Genomic DNA, 18828 nt, shown 5'->3' with positions numbered 1-18828 from the left:
GTCTACCGCGCCTCCTGGTCGCTGTTCGGGACCCGTGCGGCAGGCACCGAGGGTCGCTCCGTACGCGGCTGCCCCGTCCCGTTCTGCCGGGCCGGCCGCTTCAAAGGGCCGCGCAGCGCGGTGTGCGGCCCGTCCCACAGGGTGCCGTCGGTCCTGTCCCGCGGATCGGGGTCGATGAGCACAACGCCGATCACCGGGACGCCCAGGTCCGCGAGTTGCCGCGCCACGGTGTGCAGCCAGGCGGCGCTGCCGTGTCCGGCACGCACGACGAGCACGGTCCGGGTGCCGAGGAACCGGAGGTCGGTCCACGCCGTGCCGGGCGCGACCGAGCCGACGCCGAGCCTGCGCCCTTGCCGCGGCAGGGCTTCGGCACGCTCACCGCTGACCACGGCCGGGTCGCCCGGCTCCGCGCGGCGGTTCGCGAGCTGCGGTCCCGGCAGGCCGTCGACGATCTCCACCGGCCCCTCCGCCGCCAGTGCCCTCGCGAGGTCCAGGGCGATCTCGCTCGTGGAGTGCGCACAGCCCAGTTCGAGCAGCGACACCGGTTCCGCGGAGTCGCGCACGGCACGGGCCAGCGTCGCGGTGAGCCGCGTCCGTGCCGCCCGGGTCCTTCGGCGCCGCCAGGGCCAGGCAGGCCGGCGGGACACGCGGCGCAGCTCCCCGATGACCGAGGCGCCCAGGTTCACGGCGATCTCCCGGCGCAGCACGGGCCGGTCCGCCACGACCGTGCCGACGGCGGCGAGGGCAAGGCCGAGGACCAGCCCGAGGACGAGCCCGATCGCGGAGTTGGTAGCGGCGGCCCTCGGCAGGGAGTGCCGCACCGCGCGCGGGGCGTCCACGATCTGCGTGCCGGCGATGAGCTGGGGCGTGCCGACGCGCGCCTCCTCGGCGCGCTGGTCGAAGTCGGCGATCCGCGACGTGAGTTCGGCCCGGCGTGAGAAGAGCGACTCAATGCTCGCCGACGCCTTCGGGTCGCTCTCGGGGGACCGGTTTCCGATCGACTCGTTGACCCGGACGAGTTCGTCCCGCATACGGTCGCGCTGGTCGAGCAGGGCCTTGGCCTCGGCCTTCGCGGAGTCCCGCATCCGCCTCACATGGTCCGCGACGAACGCGTCGGCCAGCGCCTCGGCCCGGGCCCGGGCCTGCCCGTCGGTGTCGGCTGTCACCTGGATCTGCAACAGGTTGTTGGTCAGGCCGGTGCCCCGGTAGTTCCGCATGAAGTCCTCCGGTTTCTCCGTGGACCTGAGGGACTCAAGGGCCTTGCCGGCGATCCGGGTGGTCCGGAGCAGCTCGACGTCGGTGCGGATCAGCGTTCCGGTGTCGTTCGGCTGGTCCTCCTTGTGCGCGACGAGGATCTTGGTCACCGCGGTCGGCGGCGGCGGCCGCAGGACCGCGAGCGCCGCGCCGGCGAGCAGCCCGACCAGCGCCAGGGAGCACCACAGGCGGCGGCGTCTGCGCACCGCCACCACCAGCGCCCGCAGGTCCACGAGCGGAGCGGCTGCCGACGACTCCGGGGCCGTGCTCGTCGTCACGCGGAACCTCCCGTCGCAGAACCGCGGACCGCGAGCGCCGGCGTGGCGTTCTCCGGCGGACGGCCGGCGGAGCGGGCGGGACGGGTGGAACGGGTCCTGACCGGGTCGGCGACGACGATGCCGACGACCTCGTGCCCGCCGTCCGCACACGCCCCGGCGATGGCGGCGAGCTCCCCCGCGGTCCAACTGCCCGCGCTGATCACGACCACGGCACCGGACTCGGTGTCGCGGTCGGGCACCATCGGCTGGGACACCGACACGTCCACCACCCGCAGCACGGGGTACCCCGCGAAAGAGGGGGACGACGGGGCCGAGGGTGAAGAGGGCGGGACAGGGTCACTCCTGGACTCGGCGACGAGCCGCCCGGCGGCCCTGCGGGCGATCTCGTCACCGTCCGGTACGACGACCAGGAGACGCCGGGGGGCCGGAAGGCGGTCGCGGAGGCGGGCGCACACCCGCCGGTAGCGGATCCGTCTGCCGGCCTCGTCGCCGGACGTCCGGGGGGCCGGTAGGTCCCACCGGGTGTCAAGGCCGAGGAACCATCGGGTCCAGACCCCCGGGCCACCGCCTTTCGGCCGGTGCGCCGCCCGTTCACCGGGCACGTCGACGGTGCCGATGAGCGCCGAGCCGAGGGCCGCGGCGATCTCCGGTTCGGTGCGCGGCCTGCGGTTCACCCGGGCGGCTGCGAGATGCCCGATGACAGCGAGCAGGAAGGACAGCAGCGCCCCGCCGACGACGAGCTGCGTCCTCGTCGGCGGCGCCTCACCGGTGGGCCGGGCCGCTGGCCCCATGACGACCATGCCGGCCTTGTCGGACGCCGGGTCGGCCTCGTCCAGCTTCTTCATGGCCTCCGCAAGATCGGTGCGCAGCTTCTCGAGCGCGGTGCGGGCCTGCACGCTCTCCACGGTCTGCCCCGGATCGGCCGCCTCCGCGAGGTCGGTGATGCGGCGGTTGGTCTCCTCGACCTTCTGCCGCAGCGCCTCGGGGCCCGTAGCCGCTCCGGGGTCGGCGCTCTCGCCCGCGATCCGCGCGGCGAAGGTGACGAATTCCTTGGCGAGGCCGTCGGAGAGCTGCTGCGCGCGCTCCGGGGTCCCGGCCGTACCGGAGATCTTGAGGATGTTCCCTTCGGTGGCCTTGGCGCTCACGCGGTCCCGCAGCTCACTGCCGCTGACGCCTTTCCAGCGGAGCGTGGCGGCCGCGCGGTCGACCACCGACGAACTGGTCGCGATCTCCGCCTGGGTCAGCAGCTCGCGTTCCTCCCACTGCCCCGGCAGCAGGACCGATGCCGACGCCGTGTAACGCGGCGGGAACAGCACCGAGGCGCCGTACCCGAGGAGTGCGCCGAGGACGGCGACGACGGCGAGAAGCCGCCGGCGCCGGCTGAGAATCCGCCCGATCGTGACCAGGCGTATCGTGTCCTCGCTCAACCGCGCTGCCTCCACCCTGTGCGGACCGTGCCGCCCGGCGGCACCGGAGTGCGGCCGCGGCAGGCAGCGGCGTAGGCGGCGAGCAGCGACTTCTGCGAGTTCCGCCAGGAGAGCGGCCCGCTGATCCGCTCCTGGCCGATCTTGCCCATCCGGGCGCGCTCCTCCGGGTCGTCGAGGAGCACCGTGATGAGCCTGGCGAACTCGGCCTCGTCGTCGGCGGGCGCGTACACGGCGGCGTCACCGGCGGAGACACGCGCCTCCCGCAGGTCGAACGAGACGATCGGACGGCCCATCGCCATGTACTCAAGGACCTTGTTCATGGTCGACACGTCGTTGAGCGGGTTGCGCGGGTCGGGGGAGAGGCACACGTCCGCGGTGGACAGGTAGCGCACCAGGTCGGCGTCAGGGACGCGGCCGGTGAACTGCACTTGCTCGGCGAGCCCGAGCTGCCGGGACAGCTCCACCATCGTGTCGAAGGCGTCGCCGGAGCCGACGAACACCGCGTGCCAGTCGGTACGCCCGAACTCGTCCCGCAGCTTCGCCAGGGCCCGCAACGCGTAGTCGACGCCGTCCTGCGGTCCCATGACGCCGAGGTAGCACAGCAGATGAGGCTTGCCGTGCTTCAACTCCGGCTCGGGCGGCACCGGTTGGAACCGGTCGGTCGCGGGCGCGCTGCGCACCACGAAGACGTCCTCCGGCCTCTTGCCGCCACGGCTCACCGCGACGTCCCGGTAGCTCTCGTTCGTGGCGATCACGATGTCCGCGGCTCGGTAGGTCAGCCGTTCGAGGGCGCACACCCCCCGGTAGAGCAGATCCTTGCCCCGGTCGAACCGGGACAGGTACAGCTCCGGCACCAGGTCGTGCTGGTCGAAGACGAACCGTGCGCCGCGCCGCGTCAGCCACCGTGCGGGCAGGAACAGCAGGTCCGGCGGATTGCAGGCGTGGACCACGTGCACCGGGCCGACCCCGCGGGCGAGGCGGTAGGTGTGCCACAGGGCCGAGCCGTACTCCCGCAGATAGCCGGCCGGACCTCCGGTGGCCGCGCGCAACGGGTAGCGGTGGATCCGCACCCCGTCGATCTCCGCCTCCGGCTCCGTGTCCCGCTTGCTCCCCCGGGGGCAGATGACGTGCACCGTCCAGCCCGCGTCGCGCAGCGTCGTGCACTCCTGCCACACCCGCCGGTCGAAGGGCACCGACAGGTTCTCCACCAGGATCAGCGCGCGCCGGTCCGGCTCGTCGTTGCTTCTCGCGTCACCAAGCAAGGCCCATGTACCCCGGTTCGGTCCGGCGCTTCTCGGCGTCGGGTAGGCGGATGAGATCGACGATCACCGGTCCGTCGCCGTGGGGCAGCGCCGCTACGACGGCCGGGTCCCTGGTGCCGACCAGGCACACCTCGGCGTGTTCGAGGACCTCGTCGACGGAGTCCGCGAGCAGTTCCGCGAGATGCGGAAGGCGGGTCTCGATGTACTCGCGGTTCGCACCCATCAGCCGGGAGAGACTGACGTTGGCGTCGTGGATCTTCAGGTCGTAGCCCTTGCCGAAGAGCCGCTCCGCCAGCTCGACCAGCGGGCTCTCGCGGAGGTCGTCGGTGCCGGGTTTGAAGGAGAGACCGAAAAGGCCAACCCGGCGCTTGCCGGTGCGCTCGACCAGCTCCACCGCGCGCTGCAGATGGTCGGAGTTGGAGGGCAGCACATGGGAGAGGATGGGCACCGAGATGTCCGCGCGCCGCGCCGCGTGGACCAGGCTGCGCAGGTCCTTGGGCAGGCAGGAGCCGCCGAAGGCGAAGCCCGGCCGCAGATAGGCGGAGCTGATGTTCAGCTTGCGGTCGGCCAGGAACACGTCCATCACCTGGTGCGAGTCGACGCCGAGTGCCTGGCACACCGCGCCCAGCTCGTTCGCGAAGCCGATCTTGAGGCCGTGGAACGCGTTGTCTGCGTACTTGACCGCCTCGGCCGTCGGCACCGGCACCCGGAACACCTCGCCGGGCAAGCCGTCGTACAGCGCGAGGACCGCGTCGCCACTCGCCGGGCCGAGCTCGCCGACGACTGTCTTGGGCGGGTCGAAGAAGTCCCGCACGCTCGTGCCCTCGCGCAGGAACTCCGGGTTGACCGCGACCCCGAAGTCCACCCCCGCCGTGCCGCCGACGTTCTTCTCCAGGATCGGCACGAGGAGGTTCAGACAGGTGCCAGGGAGCATGGTGCTGCGGAACACGACGGTCTGCCGGCCGCCCCGCTCGGCGAGCGCCACGCCGATCTGCTCGGTGACCCGCTCCAAGTACGTCGTGCACAGGCTGCCGTTGGGCTCCGACGGGGTGCCCACGCAGATCAGCGACACCTCGCTCCCCATGATCGCCTCGCGGACGTCAAGGGTGGCGCGTAACGCTCCGCTCCGCACGACCTCCGCGGTGAGCTCGCCGATCCGCTCCTCGACCACCGGGGCCTTGCCGTCGTTGACCAGGTCGACCTTCACCTGGTTGACATCCACCCCGATGACCTCGTGCCCCATGCTCGCCAGGCACGCGGCCGACACACAGCCCACGTAGCCGAGCCCGAAAACGCTGACCCTCATGACCCGTCCCTCCCCCCAGGCAGGCCCTCCGGGCCCGCGGTCCGTGTGCCGCCCGTACGACCAATCGCGCCCATCAGTAGGCCCCCTGACCATGGATCACCGCACGCAGCGTCTTCCACAAGATCACTGTGTCCAGGGCGAGCGACCAGTCCTCCACGTACCGCAGGTCGAGGCGGACCGCCTCCTCCCACGGCAGGTCGCTGCGCCCGCTGATCTGCCACAGGCCGGTGAGTCCGGGCTTGACCAGGAGCCGCCGCCGGATGTCCGGGCCGTACGCCGCGGACTCCTCCGGCAGCGGCGGCCGCGGGCCGACGAGCGACATCGATCCGGTGAGTACGTTGAAGAGCTGCGGGAGCTCGTCGAGCGAGTACCGGCGAAGAACCGCTCCCACCCGGGTCACCCGCGGATCCCGGCGGAGCTTGAACAGCAACCCCGCACCCTCATCGAGGTCGGCCAGTTCGGCACGTACCGCGTGCGCCCCGGTGACCATGGTGCGGAACTTGTAGATGGTGAACTCGCAGCCGTCCTTGCCGACCCTGCGCTGGCGGTAGAACGCCCCGCCCCTGCTGTCCACAAGGACGAGCAGCCCGACGAGCGCCATCAGCGGCGCGAACAGGATCAGCAGGAGCGCGGCGCCCATCCGGTCGACGATCCCCTTGACCGCCCTGCGGCCCCCGGTGAAGGTCGGCATGCTGACCCGCAGGAGCGGTATCCCGAGCACCGCGTCGACATGCAGCCGCGGTCCCGCCACCTCCATCAGGACGGGGGCCACGACCATCTCGGTATCGCAGCCCTCAAGGTTCCAGGCCAGGCGCTGTAGCCGGCCCGGTGACCAGTGCGGGTCCGGTGTGACCGCGACGACACGGTAGCCGTCGCGGCGGACGTGGAGGGCGACATCCGTCAGTTGGCCGACGACGGGCACACCGTCCAGTTGGGCACCGTCGAGCCCGAGACCGTCCGTCGTGCACACCGCGTCCACCCGCCAGCCGAGGTGCGGGAACTTGCGCACCCGGGTGATCAGGTCGCTCACGGTGGCCGGGCTCCCGGCAGCGAGCACCGGTCTCAGACACCGTCCTTCCTTGCGGTGTCTGTGCAGCCGCAGCCGCAGCAGATACCGGGCCGTCATGGTGACGATGGCGATCGCGGGGATCGCGACGAAGATCCAGAGCTTGATGTTGCGCGAGGTGAGGGCGATCCCTCCGAGCGCCAGGACGACTGCCGCCATGAACAGTGAGCGACCGAGCCGGCGGAACTCCTCGGCGCCCTGGCCGAGCACGGCCGGAGCCCACGACCTGCTCACCGCGAGTGCTCCCAGTACGAGCAGTTCGGTGCCGAAGGCGAGAATGCCCCACTTCTCGTGCCAGTTGGCCGCGTCCCTGGCCCCGAAGAAGGAGCCGATCGACGCCACCACCAGGGCGGTGGCCACGGTGTCGCTGGTGATCACGGTACGGCGATAGCGCTGCTCCCAGTCGCTTGCAGGTTGGCTGATCGTCCCGTTCGCCAGACGCCCGCGCGCCGACGGAAACGGGCTGGCTAATTCCCCCTGCTGCACAGAACCCCCCCAGGTCGCCAGTGGTTCGGCGTTTTCGCCCAACCCTGTTCATCAGGAGGCCCCCGCCCCCTGTATCGCCCTGTTCCTCCCCCTCGGGAGGCCCCCGCCTCCCGCGCCGCGCTGCTCCTCCCCTCGGGAAGCCCACGCCCTCCACGCGGTACGTCCCGGCTGGATTCAGCGCTGAGTGCGCAACTCGCCCTCGCGGCATGGGACTTCGCAGTTCATGCCGGACCCGCGAGCCGCGCGGGAACCCGTCGAAACCCCGGGTGCTCCCCGCACCCGGCCCCCCTCCAGGGCCCCGAGAGTTGATCACCCCCACGTCCGGCGCCGGGGACGTGGATCCTGGCTGTCCTTGGCGCCGAACCTATAGATCATCATTTGTCGCTTCGTGTCCGCATAGCTGAAGCACGGTCAATTTAGACCATCGAGGCCAGTGTGTAGAGGGGGTGTGTGCAATTTGTGCTCAAGCTTTGAGAGCGGATACACCGACCGGCGCCTGCCCGCAGGTGCCCCGAGTGCGGTGATGCGCGGGGTGACCTGCGACGAAGGGGGGTTCTCCGGGTCGCCGAGTCCTGCGGTCCCGGGGTGGTCACAAGCTGGCAACCAGGCGTCGCGCAGGCGTTGTTGATGTCTTCGGGAGGCCCGCTCGACGCCCTGGTTTCCTCCGCCGATACCCGTACGGCATCGAGCCCACCGAACAGGTCTTGGACAGCCACAGCGCCCCTGCCGTGAAATCACCTCATGACCGACACGACGCAGACCAGTGAGTCGACCATCCCCGGCCACCCCGACGGCCCCACCCACCCCGTAGGCCCAGCCGAACCCGGCGCCCCGGCCGTGTCGGTGGTCGGCCCGGAGGAGGGCGAGACGCTTCTTCTGGGCAGCACCCGCATGCGGGTGCTAGAAGACGGCAGCAACACCGGGCACCGCATCGGCATCACCGAGTCCGTTCTCGCGCCGCACACGCCCGGGCCGCCGCAACACCGCCACGCGCGGCACGACGAGGGCTTCTACGTCATCTCCGGAACGGTGCGGTTCACCGTCGGGCAAGACACCCACGACGCGACCGCGGGCACCCTCGTGATGGTCCCGCGCGGAGCCCCGCACACGTTCGCCAACGCGACCGGGCAACAGGCCGTCATGCTCAGCACGTTCACACCGGATCTGTACGTGCAGTACTTCCGGGACCTGCAAGACATGGCCGCAGACGAGCAGGCACTCACCCCGAGGGCGCACGTCGACGCGATGAGCCGTTACGCCACCGAACCCGCCACCGACTCCCGCTGAGGGCCGGCGGCACGTGGCTGGCGGCACCTGGCTGTGACGGCAGGCCGTCACGGTCACCGCGGGCGTAGGGTGGCGGCGTGTTCGACTCGCCCGACTTCGACCTGGCACCGTACGCGGACGTCGACACGGAGAAGTCCGTGCGGCGCACCTACTGCAGTTGGCACGACGCGGGCTGGCGGTCGCTGCTCGTGCAGTGCTTCACGCACGCGGACGAGGCGGCGGAGCTGCCACTGCCCGGCGTGTCCGACCTGCACCTCGTGCTCTGTACGAGGGGGGACGCGGACATGCGGACACGCAGCGGGGGCAGGGCGGACCGGGGCGGAACCGGGGCCGGGGGGTGGACCGACCTCTGCTCGGGCCCGAGCACACCGCGGTCCGCAAGGCCGTGACGGTCATGCGGGAGCGGCTCGCGGAACCGCTGACGCTCGCCGACCTCGCCGCCGAAGTGCGGCTGAGCGTCTACCACTTCATCCGCGTCTTCCGCGAGGCCACCGGTGAGACACCGCACCGGTTCCTGACCCGACTGCGGATCGAGGAGGCGCGGCGACTGCTCACCGGCACCGGCCTCACCCTCGGACAGATCGCCGAACGCTGCGGCTTCTCAGGGCCAGGCAGCCTGTCCACGGCCTTCCTCACGCACGTCGGCGTCCGGCCGTCCGCCTACCGCAAGATGTGACCGCCAGGACGGCAATCGAGCGCATTCCCGCCCCGCCAGCGGCACGCCCAGCGTGGCCGGATGTCGTACACCTACACCGTCACCGCACATTCCCAGGCGAGTCCCGCCGCCGTTTTCGACGCGCTCCTGCGTCCCGGGACCTGGCCGTCGTGGTCACCGATCGAAGCCGCCGAGGTCGAGGGCGACGGCGACCCGGGCGACCGGCAGGAGGTCGGTGACGTACGCATCTTCCGTATCGGCGGGAACGCGGCCCGGGAGCACATCACCGGGCTCGTACCCGACCGGAAGTTCCACTACGAGAACCCCGGCAAGCCCTTCCGCTCCTACCACGGCACCGTCGAACTCTCCGAGGCACCGCGGGGCGGCACCGACATCACGTGGAGGGCGGACACGGTCTGGCCGCGTACGCCGGAGCGGCGGCGGACCAGGACACGGCTTCCTGAGCGGTCCCGGCGCCGGTGCCCGTCGTTCGCGCCGAGGCCGGTCCTGGGACGCGGGCTGTCCGGGGGGCGCCGCACAATGGTTGCCGGTTGCCCGCTCCCGGTAAGGAACTCTCCGTGAACAGACCCCGTACGTTGATCGTCGGTGCCGGAATCTCCGGTCTCGCTCTGGCCAAGGCCCTGAGGGACCGCGGCCTTGAGGTGGACGTCGTCGAGCGCCGCGCCGACGGCGGCGGGGCCATCGGCACCGGACTCTACCTCCCCGCCAACGCCGTCAGGGCGCTCCGGGACCTCGGCGTGGGGGAGGAGGTGGCCGAGCGGGCGGAGCCCGTGACACGGCAGCGGATCCACGACCACCACGGGCGTCCGCTCACCGAGTTCGAGGTGGACCGGGTATGGGGCGAGGTCGGCCCCTGCCGGGCGATGACCCGGGGCGAACTGCACGAAGTGCTGCGTAGGGCCGTCCACGAAGGCCGGGCCCCCGGCGTCGGCGGAGGCCCGGGCACCGCCGTCCGGCCCGGCACCGAAGTGACCGAGGTGACCGACGAGGGGGCCGTGACCTTCGCCGACGGCACCACCGGCGCGTACGACCTGGTGGTGGGCGCCGACGGCATCAACTCGACGGTCAGGCGTACCGTGTTCGGCGGCCCGGAACCGCGCTTCCTCGGCCAGTTGTGCTGGCGGTTCATCGCCGACGACACGGCGGTGCCCGGCATCACCGACTGGACCGCACGGGTGGGGGACAGGGGCCGGACGTTCCTGACCGTGCAGCTCGGCGGCGGTCGCGTCTACTGCTACGCCGACATCAACAGCCCGGCCCCCACTCCGCCGGCCGGCGACTGGCGCACCCTCTTCGCCGACTTCGGCGGCCCGGTCCCGCAACTCCTCGAACAGGGGGCGCAGGCGTACTTCGCCGCCCTGCACGAGAGCCGGAGCACCGTGTGGACTCGTGCGCGTACGGTCCTCGTCGGGGACGCCGCCCACGCGTTCTCGCCCAGCATGGCCCAGGGCGGGGCGATGGCCCTCGAGGACGCCCTGGTGCTCGCCGACACGCTCCGCGCCGAGCCCGACGTCCCCGCGGCCCTCGCCGCCTACCAGGCCCGGCGCGCGGGCCGGGTCGCCTGGGTGGTCGCGCAGAACCACCGCAGGGACAAGGCCCGGAACCTGCCCACGCCGCTGCGCAACTTCACCTTCCGCCGGGCCGGTGAACGCCTCTTCAAGTCCAACCACGCCCCCCTGCACGCCCTTCCGTAGGGCGGCCCGGCGCCGGGGGCGGCGGAACCGGTTCCGGTCGCCATGTGCTTGTTCCGCGCAGGTAGTTGTGTGACGCCGCGTCCGGGGGGAATGTGCTGCTCGAACCGGCACCTCGTACATTTCTCCCAGAGGTCGTTGTTTCCGGATCCCAGACCCTGAACCGGAGAGGACAGTGTGTGACGCGCAAGACACTCGAGCCGAGGAGCCCGCGCAGGTGCCGCGGGAGCAACTTGTCCGTCTCGAAGCGGAGGTCGATCACCTCAGACAGGCCGTGACCTCACACGCCAGGGTCGACCAGGCGATCGGAGTGATCGTCGCCGTGGGACAGCTCACGCCCGCGCACGGATGGGACGTGCTGAGGGAAGTCTCCCAGCACACCAACATCAAGCTCCGTCACATCGCGGAGCTGGTCGTGACGTGGGGGCGTACCGGCGAGCTGCCCTCGGAGGTGCGGTCCCAGCTTGAATCGAGCATCGACCGGCGCTCCGGTCCCGATGCCGCGGACGGGGCGGCTTCCTGAGACCGGCTCCCTCCCGCCTCCGTGCGGGAGGGGCTTCGCCGTACCGGGAGCATGCCCCCGGCCGCGGGGCGGCGGCGGGTCAGCGTGGGCCGGGTGGGGGACCGGCGCGGTGAACGCTGTCCGCGGCCTCGTCGGTGAGGGCGATGTGGGCGGTGACGCGCTTGCCGTCAGGCAGGGGGCAGACCTGGAAGTGCCGGGCGACGGCCGTGACGATCTCCAGGCCGTGCTGCCCGATCCGGTGCGGGTCGACGGCGCGGGCGGAAGGACCGGCGCGGGCGCTGTCCTGCACGGTCACCTGGACGGTGCCGCCCGTGATGCACAGCTCCATGCGCAGGGGCCCGGGGGCGTACTTGCAGGCGTTGGTGACCAGCTCGCTGACCACGAGCTGCGTCAGATCCATGGCGCGCGCGGAGACCGCCACGTCCTTGTCGGCGCGGGCGCAACTGAGGAAGTCGGCCGCGAGGTGACGCGCGGTGGCGATGCAGGCGTCATCGCCGCTCAGCGCCACCGCCGTGGCTGCGACAGCGGCGCCCGGCGCCCCTGCGTCGTCCCTCCCTGCTGACTCCACGCGTTGATCACCCTCGCTCCCGTTGTCCGCCCGGCTACCCCGCTCGGCCCGTATCATGCTGTTCTTTTTCCCACGACTTTTCCCGGCGCGCACGGCAGGGAACATGGTGACAGACCCACCTTCACAGGGCCCGGCCCGGTCCGCGGCGCCGGCGCGGTCGCCGCTGTCGGGGGCACCCCCCAGGATCGCTGTTTCGTGGAGTTCCGGCACCGCGCTGTTCTGCGAGGATGGGCCGTATGGATGTCCGGGGTGGGAATCGGGCGACCGTTACGTCAAGGTGGATCGAAGATGCGCGACGACGACTCCGGTGACTCCGGCAGCAACGGTGACGGTGCTGCCGGCGGCGACGGCGTGCCCCGGGGCGGGCGGCCGCGCGACGAGCAGCCACAGTTCGCTGCCCTGCTTGAGGACAGCCCGGAGGATCTGTACGAGCATGCGCCGTGCGGGCACCTCTCCACCCTCCTCGACGGCACCATCGCGAAGATCAACACCACTCTGCTCGACTGGCTCGGCTACGAGCGCGACGACCTGGTGGGCCGCAGGACGTTCCCCGAGCTGCTCACCGTCGGCGGGCGGCTCTACCACGAGACGCACTTCGGCCCCCTGCTGCGCATGCAGGGCGAGGTCAGCAGCATCGCGCTGGAAATGAAGACCGCCGACGGCAGCCGACTGCCGGTCCTTGTGACCTCCGCCGTCCGTACGGGTGACGACGGACAGCCGCTCCTGATCCGCACCACCGTCTTCGACGCCCGCGACCGCCGCGCCTACGAGGACGAGCTGCTGCGCGCCCGGCAGGCGTCGGAGCGGGAACGCGAACGCCTCAAGCGCCTGAACGCCACGCTCCAGAGCACCCTCCTTCCGCCCACCCTGGCGAACGTGCCAGGCCTCGACGTCGCCGCGCATTACCACATCGCCTCCACCGACGAGGTCGGCGGCGACTTCTACGATCTGTTCCCGCTGACCGCGGGCACCTGGGGGATCTTCCTGGGAGACGTGTGCGGCAAGGGCGCGGCGGCGGCAGCCGTCACCTCGCTGGCCCGCTACACGCTGCGCGCCGCCGCCGTCTACGACCCGGATCCGGCCGCCGTCCTCGCCAACCTCAACACGGTGCTGAACCATGAGTACAACGGCGACGACCCGCGGTTCTGCACCGTCGTCTTCGGCCTGCTCACGCCCGACGGCGACGACGGAGGATTCCGCGTCACGCTGGCGAGCGGCGGCCACCCGCCCGCGCTGCTGCTGCGCGCCGACGGCCACGCGGACTACCTCCCCACCCCCGGCGGCCAGCTCATCGGCGCCCTGCCCGACGCCCACATCGTCACCACCACCGTCCGCCTCGACGGGGGCGACACCCTGCTCCTGTACACCGACGGCCTCACCGAGGCCCACTCGGCAGGCAACGGCGGCCGCTACGGCGACGAAGCACTCCTGGAGTTCGCGGAGGCGCTCGCCCCCACCACCGCGACCGGCGCGGTGGCGGCGATCCGGGACCTGCTCCACACCTTCGGAGCCGGTGTGGACGACGACACCGCCGTCCTGGCCCTGAACGTGCACCGCCGCGCGGGAGCGAAAGACGGTCGGTGACCGAGCGCGGGCCGGTCGGTCAACGAGGGACGGGCACTGTTCACGCCCTGAGCAGATGGCCGATTTCAGCCGGTATCCGGTGAGACAGGCGGCACTGCCCGACCGGCCTTGATGCGGCCATGGCCGTGGTACTGCTTCCATTGACAGGCCGACGGACCATACTGGTCGCGTCCCGATCACCCACAGAACGACTCCATGGCCAAGAACAGCACCTCACCGAACGCCGCCCCCGACACCGCGTGGCTGGGGCGCGGGCGCCATCTCGGGCCCGAGCCCGAGCAGGACGTCCGGCGCAACCTGATCGCCCTCAAGGCGGCCGGGGTGCTCGACGACTTCCTGGACCTCGACCCCGTCGAGGCGGCCCGCCCCACCGTCCTGCACCCGCGGGACGAGTCCGCCGACCCCGGCCCGTCGGCCCGCCGCCTCTTCGAGGCCCGCTGGCGCGCCGACGACGATGTCACGGTGCGTGCCCAGTTGACCACGTACGACCCGGAATCCCGCCGCAAGGAGGGCGAGGGCGTCACCTGGGTCCTCGCCGCGGAGGCGGACCGGGCCTGGGAGCCGGACTGGCCCTCGCCCGCCACCATGTTCTGGCCCGACAGCGACCGGGTCGCCTGGGACAACGACACGGTGCCCGGCGTGCGCCTGCGGACGGCGAACCATCTGCCCAAGGACGACGACGAGCTGCGCCGCCTGCTGCGGGACTGCACCCGGCAGAGCTGGTTCGTGCACGTCGTGGTGCACGAGGCGATGACGCCGGACGCGGCGGGGCAGCAGCCGGTCTCGACGTTCCTGCCGCCGAGTCTGCGGCACCTGGTGATCGAGCACCGGGGCACGCCGGAGCAGGCCCAGATCGCCGACTTCGCGATGAAGCGCGAGCTGAGCGTGCGGATGCCGCGCGGCGGCGCCGTCGTCCTGCCGAGGGCGCCCCAGGACCCCGACTACGACGCGGAGCGCTTCACCGTACGCAGTGTGTTCCTCGACGGCTCGGAACCCACCGAACTCCTGGAGCGGATCAAGGAGTTCGCGGCCCGGCCGTGGCCCCTGCCCGAGGAGGCCGAGCGGGCCCTGGCGCGGCTGCGCCAGGGCTGGCACCTGCTCACCCCGGACGAGGAGCTTGCCCACGCCCAGGGCATGGTCGCCAAGTACGCCGAGGCGCTCGACGCCATGACGACATCCCGTGACCTGTACCGGGAGGCGGCCGAGGCGGCCCAGGCCGCGCTCGCCGAGGTGACCGGCGGCGGCACGCCCGGGTCGGCGGCTCCGGGGACCGCCAAGGCGGAGAGCTCCCCGCTGAAGGCCTTCACAAAGGCGTTCGGACGGTTCCGGGACCCCGGCAACAAGTAGGGCGCGTCGTCACAGGCTGCGGCCGAATTCCAGCCGATCGGCGAAGTTGTCGTAACCGGCCCTGACGAACGCCTTCGCCATGGCGGTGTTCGCGGCGTCGCAGTCCCCGCGGATCTCCGTGGCGCCGTTCGCCGCGAGGACGCGCGTGCCGCGGACCGCGACCGAGGTCGCGTAGCCCTTGCCGCGGTGGGCCGGTGCGACCCCGACGAAGCCGAGCACGGGCACGGTCGGGTTCTCCGCGGGCAGGCTGATCACCGCCGGTGAGCCGTCGGCGGCGTAGCCGATCTCCCACCACCGCGGGTCGTACCGGAACTGGCCCATGTGCGCGAAGAGCTGCTCGGCCGCCCCCCGTGCCCCGTACCGCTCGACGTCGGCGCTCAGACGGGCGTCCGCGGTCCGCGTGAGCAGATTCGCCAGGAGGTCGATGAACGGGCACGGGCCGAGGTCGGCCAGGCTGCGGAAGGTCAGCCGGGGGTCGTCGTCCGGCAGTTCGGCGGGCACCCGCAGGCTGAATCTCCGCCCGTCCCGCAGGACCCGGAAGCCCGCTCGCCGCAGCAACTCGCTCCGCCGCTCCGGGTCGCGCTGGAACTGGGGCGGCTGCGCCGGGGAGTCGACGACGTGCCCCAGTTCCTCCGCTCCGAGAGCACGCGCCTTGGCGACCGCCGCGTCCAGGAGGGCGGGCCCCGCGTCGGCCGGGTCCGCCGGCGGCTCGAACAGGACGAAGGAGTCGGGGACGTCCTGCCCCGGCATGGCCCACAGGACCACGCTGCCCACCAGGCGTCCCCCACTGTCCTCGGCGACCAGGCACCACTCGGGCCTGCTGCACCGCGTGTCGAACAACTGGAGGAGGTACGCGCTGGTCGCCGCGTTGCGCTCGGCGTCGCAGGGATGTTCGACGAGGGCGGGGAGTTCGTGGGGGCGGGCGGGTCTTATCAGCGTCATGGCGGGCCTTCGCAGCGTAGGGGTGTCACGTGGTGCCTGGCGTGTCAGACGGCGGCGAGCAGATCGTCGAGCGGGGCGGGTACGCGGTCAGGGTCGAGGGCTTCGACGAGGACGCGGCCGTAGCTGATCTTGCGCCCCTTCTTGGTGCCGAGGAAGCGCCGCAACTGCTGGTGCGGGGCGCGGCCCTGCTGGGCGGGCTGGCGCTGGAAGGTCATAAGGGCGCGCAGGTCGCCCTCCGCCCCGACCAACTCCTCCACGCGTGCCACGCCGAGCGCGCGGATGAGCTCGTCCTCCAGATCCGCCGCGCAGACGAAGAACTCCTGCTCCGCCGCACCGGCCCGCTCCAGGCCGCGGGCGTAGTAGCCGCGCTCGGCTTCGTCGCACAGGCCCGTGAGGCGCAGACCGAGGCCCGGCGGCCCGAGGATCCTGGCGAAGCGGGCGACGCTCATGGCGCCGCCCATCGACAGGACGCAGACCCCTTCGGCCGCCAGGTCCCGGCCGCGGCGGGCGGCGAGCGTATCGACCGCCGCGACATCGCTCGGCCCCTCAAGGAGGACGACCGTCCGCACGCGCAGCCGCACGGCCCACTCGCGCGCCGGGTCGCCGGGGCCACCGGCCGCCCACGCGGTGACCGCGTCGCGGAACGATCTCATGTCAGCCATGAGAGGAGTCTCCGCCCTTTGCGGTCACCGCGGTAGGGAATTTCCGCCGGTGCGTCGATCACCGGCGCTCAGCGTCGGCCACCCCGGCAGGCGTGGCTCAGCGGCACAGCGCCGCGTCCACGAGGCCGTCCACGCGCTCCATGACGCCCTTGTCGCTCGGCTGGGTGGTCACCGCGATGTTGGCGGCTGCGCGCAGGTCGCCCCTGACGCCGCCCCGGGTCTCGTAGCCCGTGGTGCTGCCGCCGTGACCCCAGTAGCGGCCGCCGCACGACAGCGGCCTGCTCACGATGCCGAGGCCGTAACGGGCGCCGGGTCCGAAGTACTCGGCGGGAACGGTGGTGCGCATCTGACGGAGTTGGGCCCCGGGGAGGAGATCGCCGGACAGCAGCGCCGTGTAGAACCGGTTGAGGTCGGAGTTGGTGGAGATCATCTGACCTGCCGCCCAGGCCCAGGAGGGGTCGAGCTCCGTGCCGTCGCGCAGGGGGGAGCCCGGGGCCTCCTGGTAGTAGCCCTTGGGGTGGGGTTCCCGGATCTTCACGTCACCGGGTGCGGGGAAGTAGGTGTGGCGAAGACCGACGCGTTCGATGACGCGCCGGTCCAGCTCCTCGGCGAGCGGGTGGCGTGTGACCTTCTCGATGAGCATCCCGGCCAGCACGTAGTTGGTGTTGCTGTACTCCCAGTCCTTGCCCGGTTCGAAGACGGCCTTGTGCTGGAGGGCGATGTCGAGAAGGTCTCGGGGCGCGTAGGGGCGGACGTCGTCGCTGAGGTACTTGACGTAGTTGGGGAGTCCGCTGGTGTGCTGGAGGAGATGGCGGACGGTGATGCGGTTCCCGTCGATGCCGTCCCCGCGTACGAGGTCCGGCAGATAGGTCTCGATCGAGGTGTCGAGGCCGATCTTCCCTTCCCCGACCAGTTGCAGCACGACCACCGCGGTGAACGCCTTGGTGTTGCTGCCGATCCGCACCTGACCGTCCCTCGGCACCTTCGATCCGGTGGCCAGATCGCCGACGCCCGCCGTATAGGTACGGGTGTGGCCCGCGCGCTCCCTGACGCTTGCCAGCGCGGCCGGCACCCCGTCGGCGCGCACCAGCCCGTCCAGGCCCCGCTGGACGTAGTCCGGCCTGGTGGGGGAGGAGTCCGGCCTGGTGGCGGCCGAAGCGGTGGGCGCCGCCAGGGCGCCCGCCGTCATGACGCCCGCGGCCACCGCGGCCACGGCCGCGGCGACACCGCGCCGACCACCTCGCTGCCGAACGGAAGAACCACACTTCTGCCTTGCCTGCTCACGCACGTGCTGACTCCTACGGAAAGGTGTCCCGCGGAAACGTGACCTACGGAAACGTGACCCACGGAGACTTGAAAGACCGGCGGTATGTGCCGGGCTCCACATTTCCGGACGTGATCACCCGGGACGATCCTGCTGACCGCCCGATCCGGGGTGGGGCCAGCCCCCGGAACAGGGTTCGTGCGCGCGTCACCGACTGTTCCGGGAGGGGGCGTCGGGAGCCGCGGGGAGGGACCGGACGCTTCTTCGCGGCTGTCGAGTAGCCTCGGACCAGCCGAGTTGATCATTACTTGTCTGCCCCTGGCAGAGTCCGGCAGCACCCGGCGGGGGCTGACCGAAACTGTGAACTGGTACGAGTCCCACGCACGAGCCCACGTACGAGCCCCGCGAAGGAAGATGCACCATGCCCACCAAGACACTCCAGATCCCCACTCCGGACGGACAGGCCGACACGTTCGCCGCGTTCCCCGACGGCGGCGGGCGGCACCCCGGAGTGCTGCTGTACCCGGACGCCTTCGGCGTGCGGCCCGTCCTTGAGGAGAGGGCCCGCGAACTGGCCGGGCACGGGTACTACGTCCTCGTCCCCAACTTCCTCTACCGGCACGGCCCGGCGCCGGTCATCGAGCTCCCCGAGCACATCGACGCGGAGGCCCGCCCCGGGCTCTTCGCCCAACTGATGCCCCTGATCAAGGAGCACACCACCGAGCGCGTCCTGAGCGACGCCGACGCCTACCTCCGGTTCCTCTGCGCCCAGCCCGAGGTCGGCGCCGGAGCGGTGGGCACGGTCGGCTACTGCATCGGTGCCGTCCTCGCGATGCGCACCGCGACGGCCCACCCGGACCGGGTGGCCGCCGTCGCCGGGTTCCACCCCGGGCAGTTGGTCTCCGACGCGCCCGACAGCCCGCACCTCCTCGTCCCCGAGCTCACCGCCGAAGTCCACCTCGGCCTCGCCGTGGGCGACATGACGGACGAGGCCCTCAGCGCGTTCAACAAGGCGCTGGACGCCGCAGGTGTCGACTCCACCACGGAGGTCTACCCCGACACCGTCCACGGCTTCACCATGCCCGACACCGACGCCTTCAGCCCCACCGGACTCCAGCGCCACTGGGACCGCTTGCTTCCTCTCCTGCACCGCACCCTGTCCGACGACGACTGAGCGCCCCCGAGCCTCACGTGCCCCCGAGCAT

General features: G+C 71.7%; 18 protein-coding genes. 9 read left to right on the top strand and 9 right to left on the bottom strand.

Annotated elements, in window-relative coordinates; all coding sequences use genetic code 11:
- Window positions 1-2: 2 nt before the first annotated feature.
- The 5 genes from IG78_RS0102360 to IG78_RS0102340 form a co-directional block, all read right to left on the bottom strand.
- The gene (locus IG78_RS0102360; RefSeq protein ID WP_030559344.1) at window positions 3-1532 is read right to left on the bottom strand and encodes a Wzz/FepE/Etk N-terminal domain-containing protein; all 1530 of its coding nucleotides are present in this window, start codon (window positions 1530-1532) and stop codon (window positions 3-5) included.
- Window positions 1529-2959: a Wzz/FepE/Etk N-terminal domain-containing protein gene (locus IG78_RS0102355; RefSeq protein WP_030559343.1), complete on the bottom strand. Its 1431-nt coding sequence runs from the start codon at window positions 2957-2959 to the stop codon at window positions 1529-1531. Before IG78_RS0102355 ends, IG78_RS0102360 begins: the two co-directional genes overlap by 4 nt.
- Complete coding sequence (locus IG78_RS0102350) at window positions 2956-4221, bottom strand: glycosyltransferase family 4 protein (RefSeq protein WP_030559342.1); 1266 nt, start codon at window positions 4219-4221, stop codon at window positions 2956-2958. Before IG78_RS0102350 ends, IG78_RS0102355 begins: the two co-directional genes overlap by 4 nt.
- Window positions 4211-5527 (bottom strand): nucleotide sugar dehydrogenase, encoded by a 1317-nt coding sequence (locus IG78_RS0102345; RefSeq protein WP_030559340.1) that lies wholly within the window; start codon window positions 5525-5527, stop codon window positions 4211-4213. Before IG78_RS0102345 ends, IG78_RS0102350 begins: the two co-directional genes overlap by 11 nt.
- Window positions 5528-5600: 73 nt before the next feature.
- Complete coding sequence (locus IG78_RS0102340; protein ID WP_030559339.1) at window positions 5601-7079, bottom strand: sugar transferase; 1479 nt, start codon at window positions 7077-7079, stop codon at window positions 5601-5603.
- 741 nt (window positions 7080-7820) lie between these two features.
- Between IG78_RS0102340 and IG78_RS0102335 the strand changes: the two genes are divergently transcribed.
- The 6 genes from IG78_RS0102335 to IG78_RS0102315 all read left to right on the top strand — a co-directional run bounded on the left by IG78_RS0102335 (window position 7821) and on the right by IG78_RS0102315 (window position 11256).
- A complete protein-coding gene (locus tag IG78_RS0102335) occupies window positions 7821-8366 on the top strand; it encodes a cupin domain-containing protein (RefSeq protein ID WP_078965104.1) in 546 nt (181 codons plus the stop codon).
- 77 nt (window positions 8367-8443) lie between these two features.
- On the top strand, window positions 8444-8755 hold the full coding sequence (locus IG78_RS50980; protein ID WP_051852310.1) for a hypothetical protein: 312 nt from the start codon (window positions 8444-8446) through the stop codon (window positions 8753-8755).
- A complete protein-coding gene (locus IG78_RS50975) occupies window positions 8704-9042 on the top strand; it encodes a helix-turn-helix domain-containing protein (RefSeq protein WP_051852309.1) in 339 nt (112 codons plus the stop codon). The genes IG78_RS50980 and IG78_RS50975 overlap by 52 nt, the downstream gene beginning before the upstream one ends.
- Window positions 9043-9102: 60 nt before the next feature.
- Window positions 9103-9603, top strand: a complete 501-nt coding sequence (locus tag IG78_RS43800; protein ID WP_051852308.1) for an SRPBCC family protein — start codon at window positions 9103-9105, stop codon at window positions 9601-9603.
- Window positions 9600-10736, top strand: a complete 1137-nt coding sequence (locus tag IG78_RS0102320) for an FAD-dependent monooxygenase (RefSeq protein ID WP_030559334.1) — start codon at window positions 9600-9602, stop codon at window positions 10734-10736. The genes IG78_RS43800 and IG78_RS0102320 overlap by 4 nt, the downstream gene beginning before the upstream one ends.
- A gap of 214 nt (window positions 10737-10950) precedes the next feature.
- Window positions 10951-11256 carry an ANTAR domain-containing protein gene (locus IG78_RS0102315; protein WP_030559330.1) on the top strand — a complete coding sequence of 102 codons (306 nt, stop codon included), beginning with the start codon at window positions 10951-10953 and terminating at the stop codon, window positions 11254-11256.
- 79 nt (window positions 11257-11335) lie between these two features.
- Here the strand turns inward: IG78_RS0102315 and IG78_RS41605 are convergent, their stop codons facing one another.
- Window positions 11336-11824, bottom strand: a complete 489-nt coding sequence (locus IG78_RS41605; RefSeq protein WP_225882070.1) for an ATP-binding protein — start codon at window positions 11822-11824, stop codon at window positions 11336-11338.
- A gap of 288 nt (window positions 11825-12112) precedes the next feature.
- Between IG78_RS41605 and IG78_RS0102305 the strand changes: the two genes are divergently transcribed.
- On the top strand, window positions 12113-13408 hold the full coding sequence (locus tag IG78_RS0102305) for a PP2C family protein-serine/threonine phosphatase (protein ID WP_031128814.1): 1296 nt from the start codon (window positions 12113-12115) through the stop codon (window positions 13406-13408).
- A gap of 195 nt (window positions 13409-13603) precedes the next feature.
- Window positions 13604-14755: a hypothetical protein gene (locus IG78_RS0102300; RefSeq protein ID WP_030559327.1), complete on the top strand. Its 1152-nt coding sequence runs from the start codon at window positions 13604-13606 to the stop codon at window positions 14753-14755.
- 9 nt (window positions 14756-14764) lie between these two features.
- On the opposite strand, the gene IG78_RS0102295 is transcribed toward IG78_RS0102300, so the two are convergent.
- From IG78_RS0102295 to IG78_RS0102285, 3 genes are all read right to left on the bottom strand, one after another.
- Window positions 14765-15697, bottom strand: coding sequence for a GNAT family N-acetyltransferase (locus tag IG78_RS0102295; protein WP_030559325.1), 933 nt, complete (start codon window positions 15695-15697; stop codon window positions 14765-14767).
- Between the two features lie 44 nt (window positions 15698-15741).
- Window positions 15742-16359 carry a TOPRIM nucleotidyl transferase/hydrolase domain-containing protein gene (locus tag IG78_RS0102290; protein ID WP_030559324.1) on the bottom strand — a complete coding sequence of 206 codons (618 nt, stop codon included), beginning with the start codon at window positions 16357-16359 and terminating at the stop codon, window positions 15742-15744.
- A gap of 97 nt (window positions 16360-16456) precedes the next feature.
- Window positions 16457-17548 (bottom strand): serine hydrolase domain-containing protein, encoded by a 1092-nt coding sequence (locus tag IG78_RS0102285; protein WP_225882077.1) that lies wholly within the window; start codon window positions 17546-17548, stop codon window positions 16457-16459.
- Window positions 17549-18044: 496 nt separating this feature from the next.
- Between IG78_RS0102285 and IG78_RS0102280 the strand changes: the two genes are divergently transcribed.
- Window positions 18045-18797, top strand: coding sequence for a dienelactone hydrolase family protein (locus tag IG78_RS0102280; RefSeq protein ID WP_030559321.1), 753 nt, complete (start codon window positions 18045-18047; stop codon window positions 18795-18797).
- Window positions 18798-18828: the final 31 nt, after the last annotated feature.

Origin of the sequence: Streptomyces aureocirculatus (assembly GCF_000720475.1) — a bacterium.
In the GTDB taxonomy this organism is placed as follows: domain Bacteria; phylum Actinomycetota; class Actinomycetes; order Streptomycetales; family Streptomycetaceae; genus Streptomyces; species Streptomyces aureocirculatus.
This window is presented reverse-complemented; position numbering and strand designations above follow the sequence as displayed.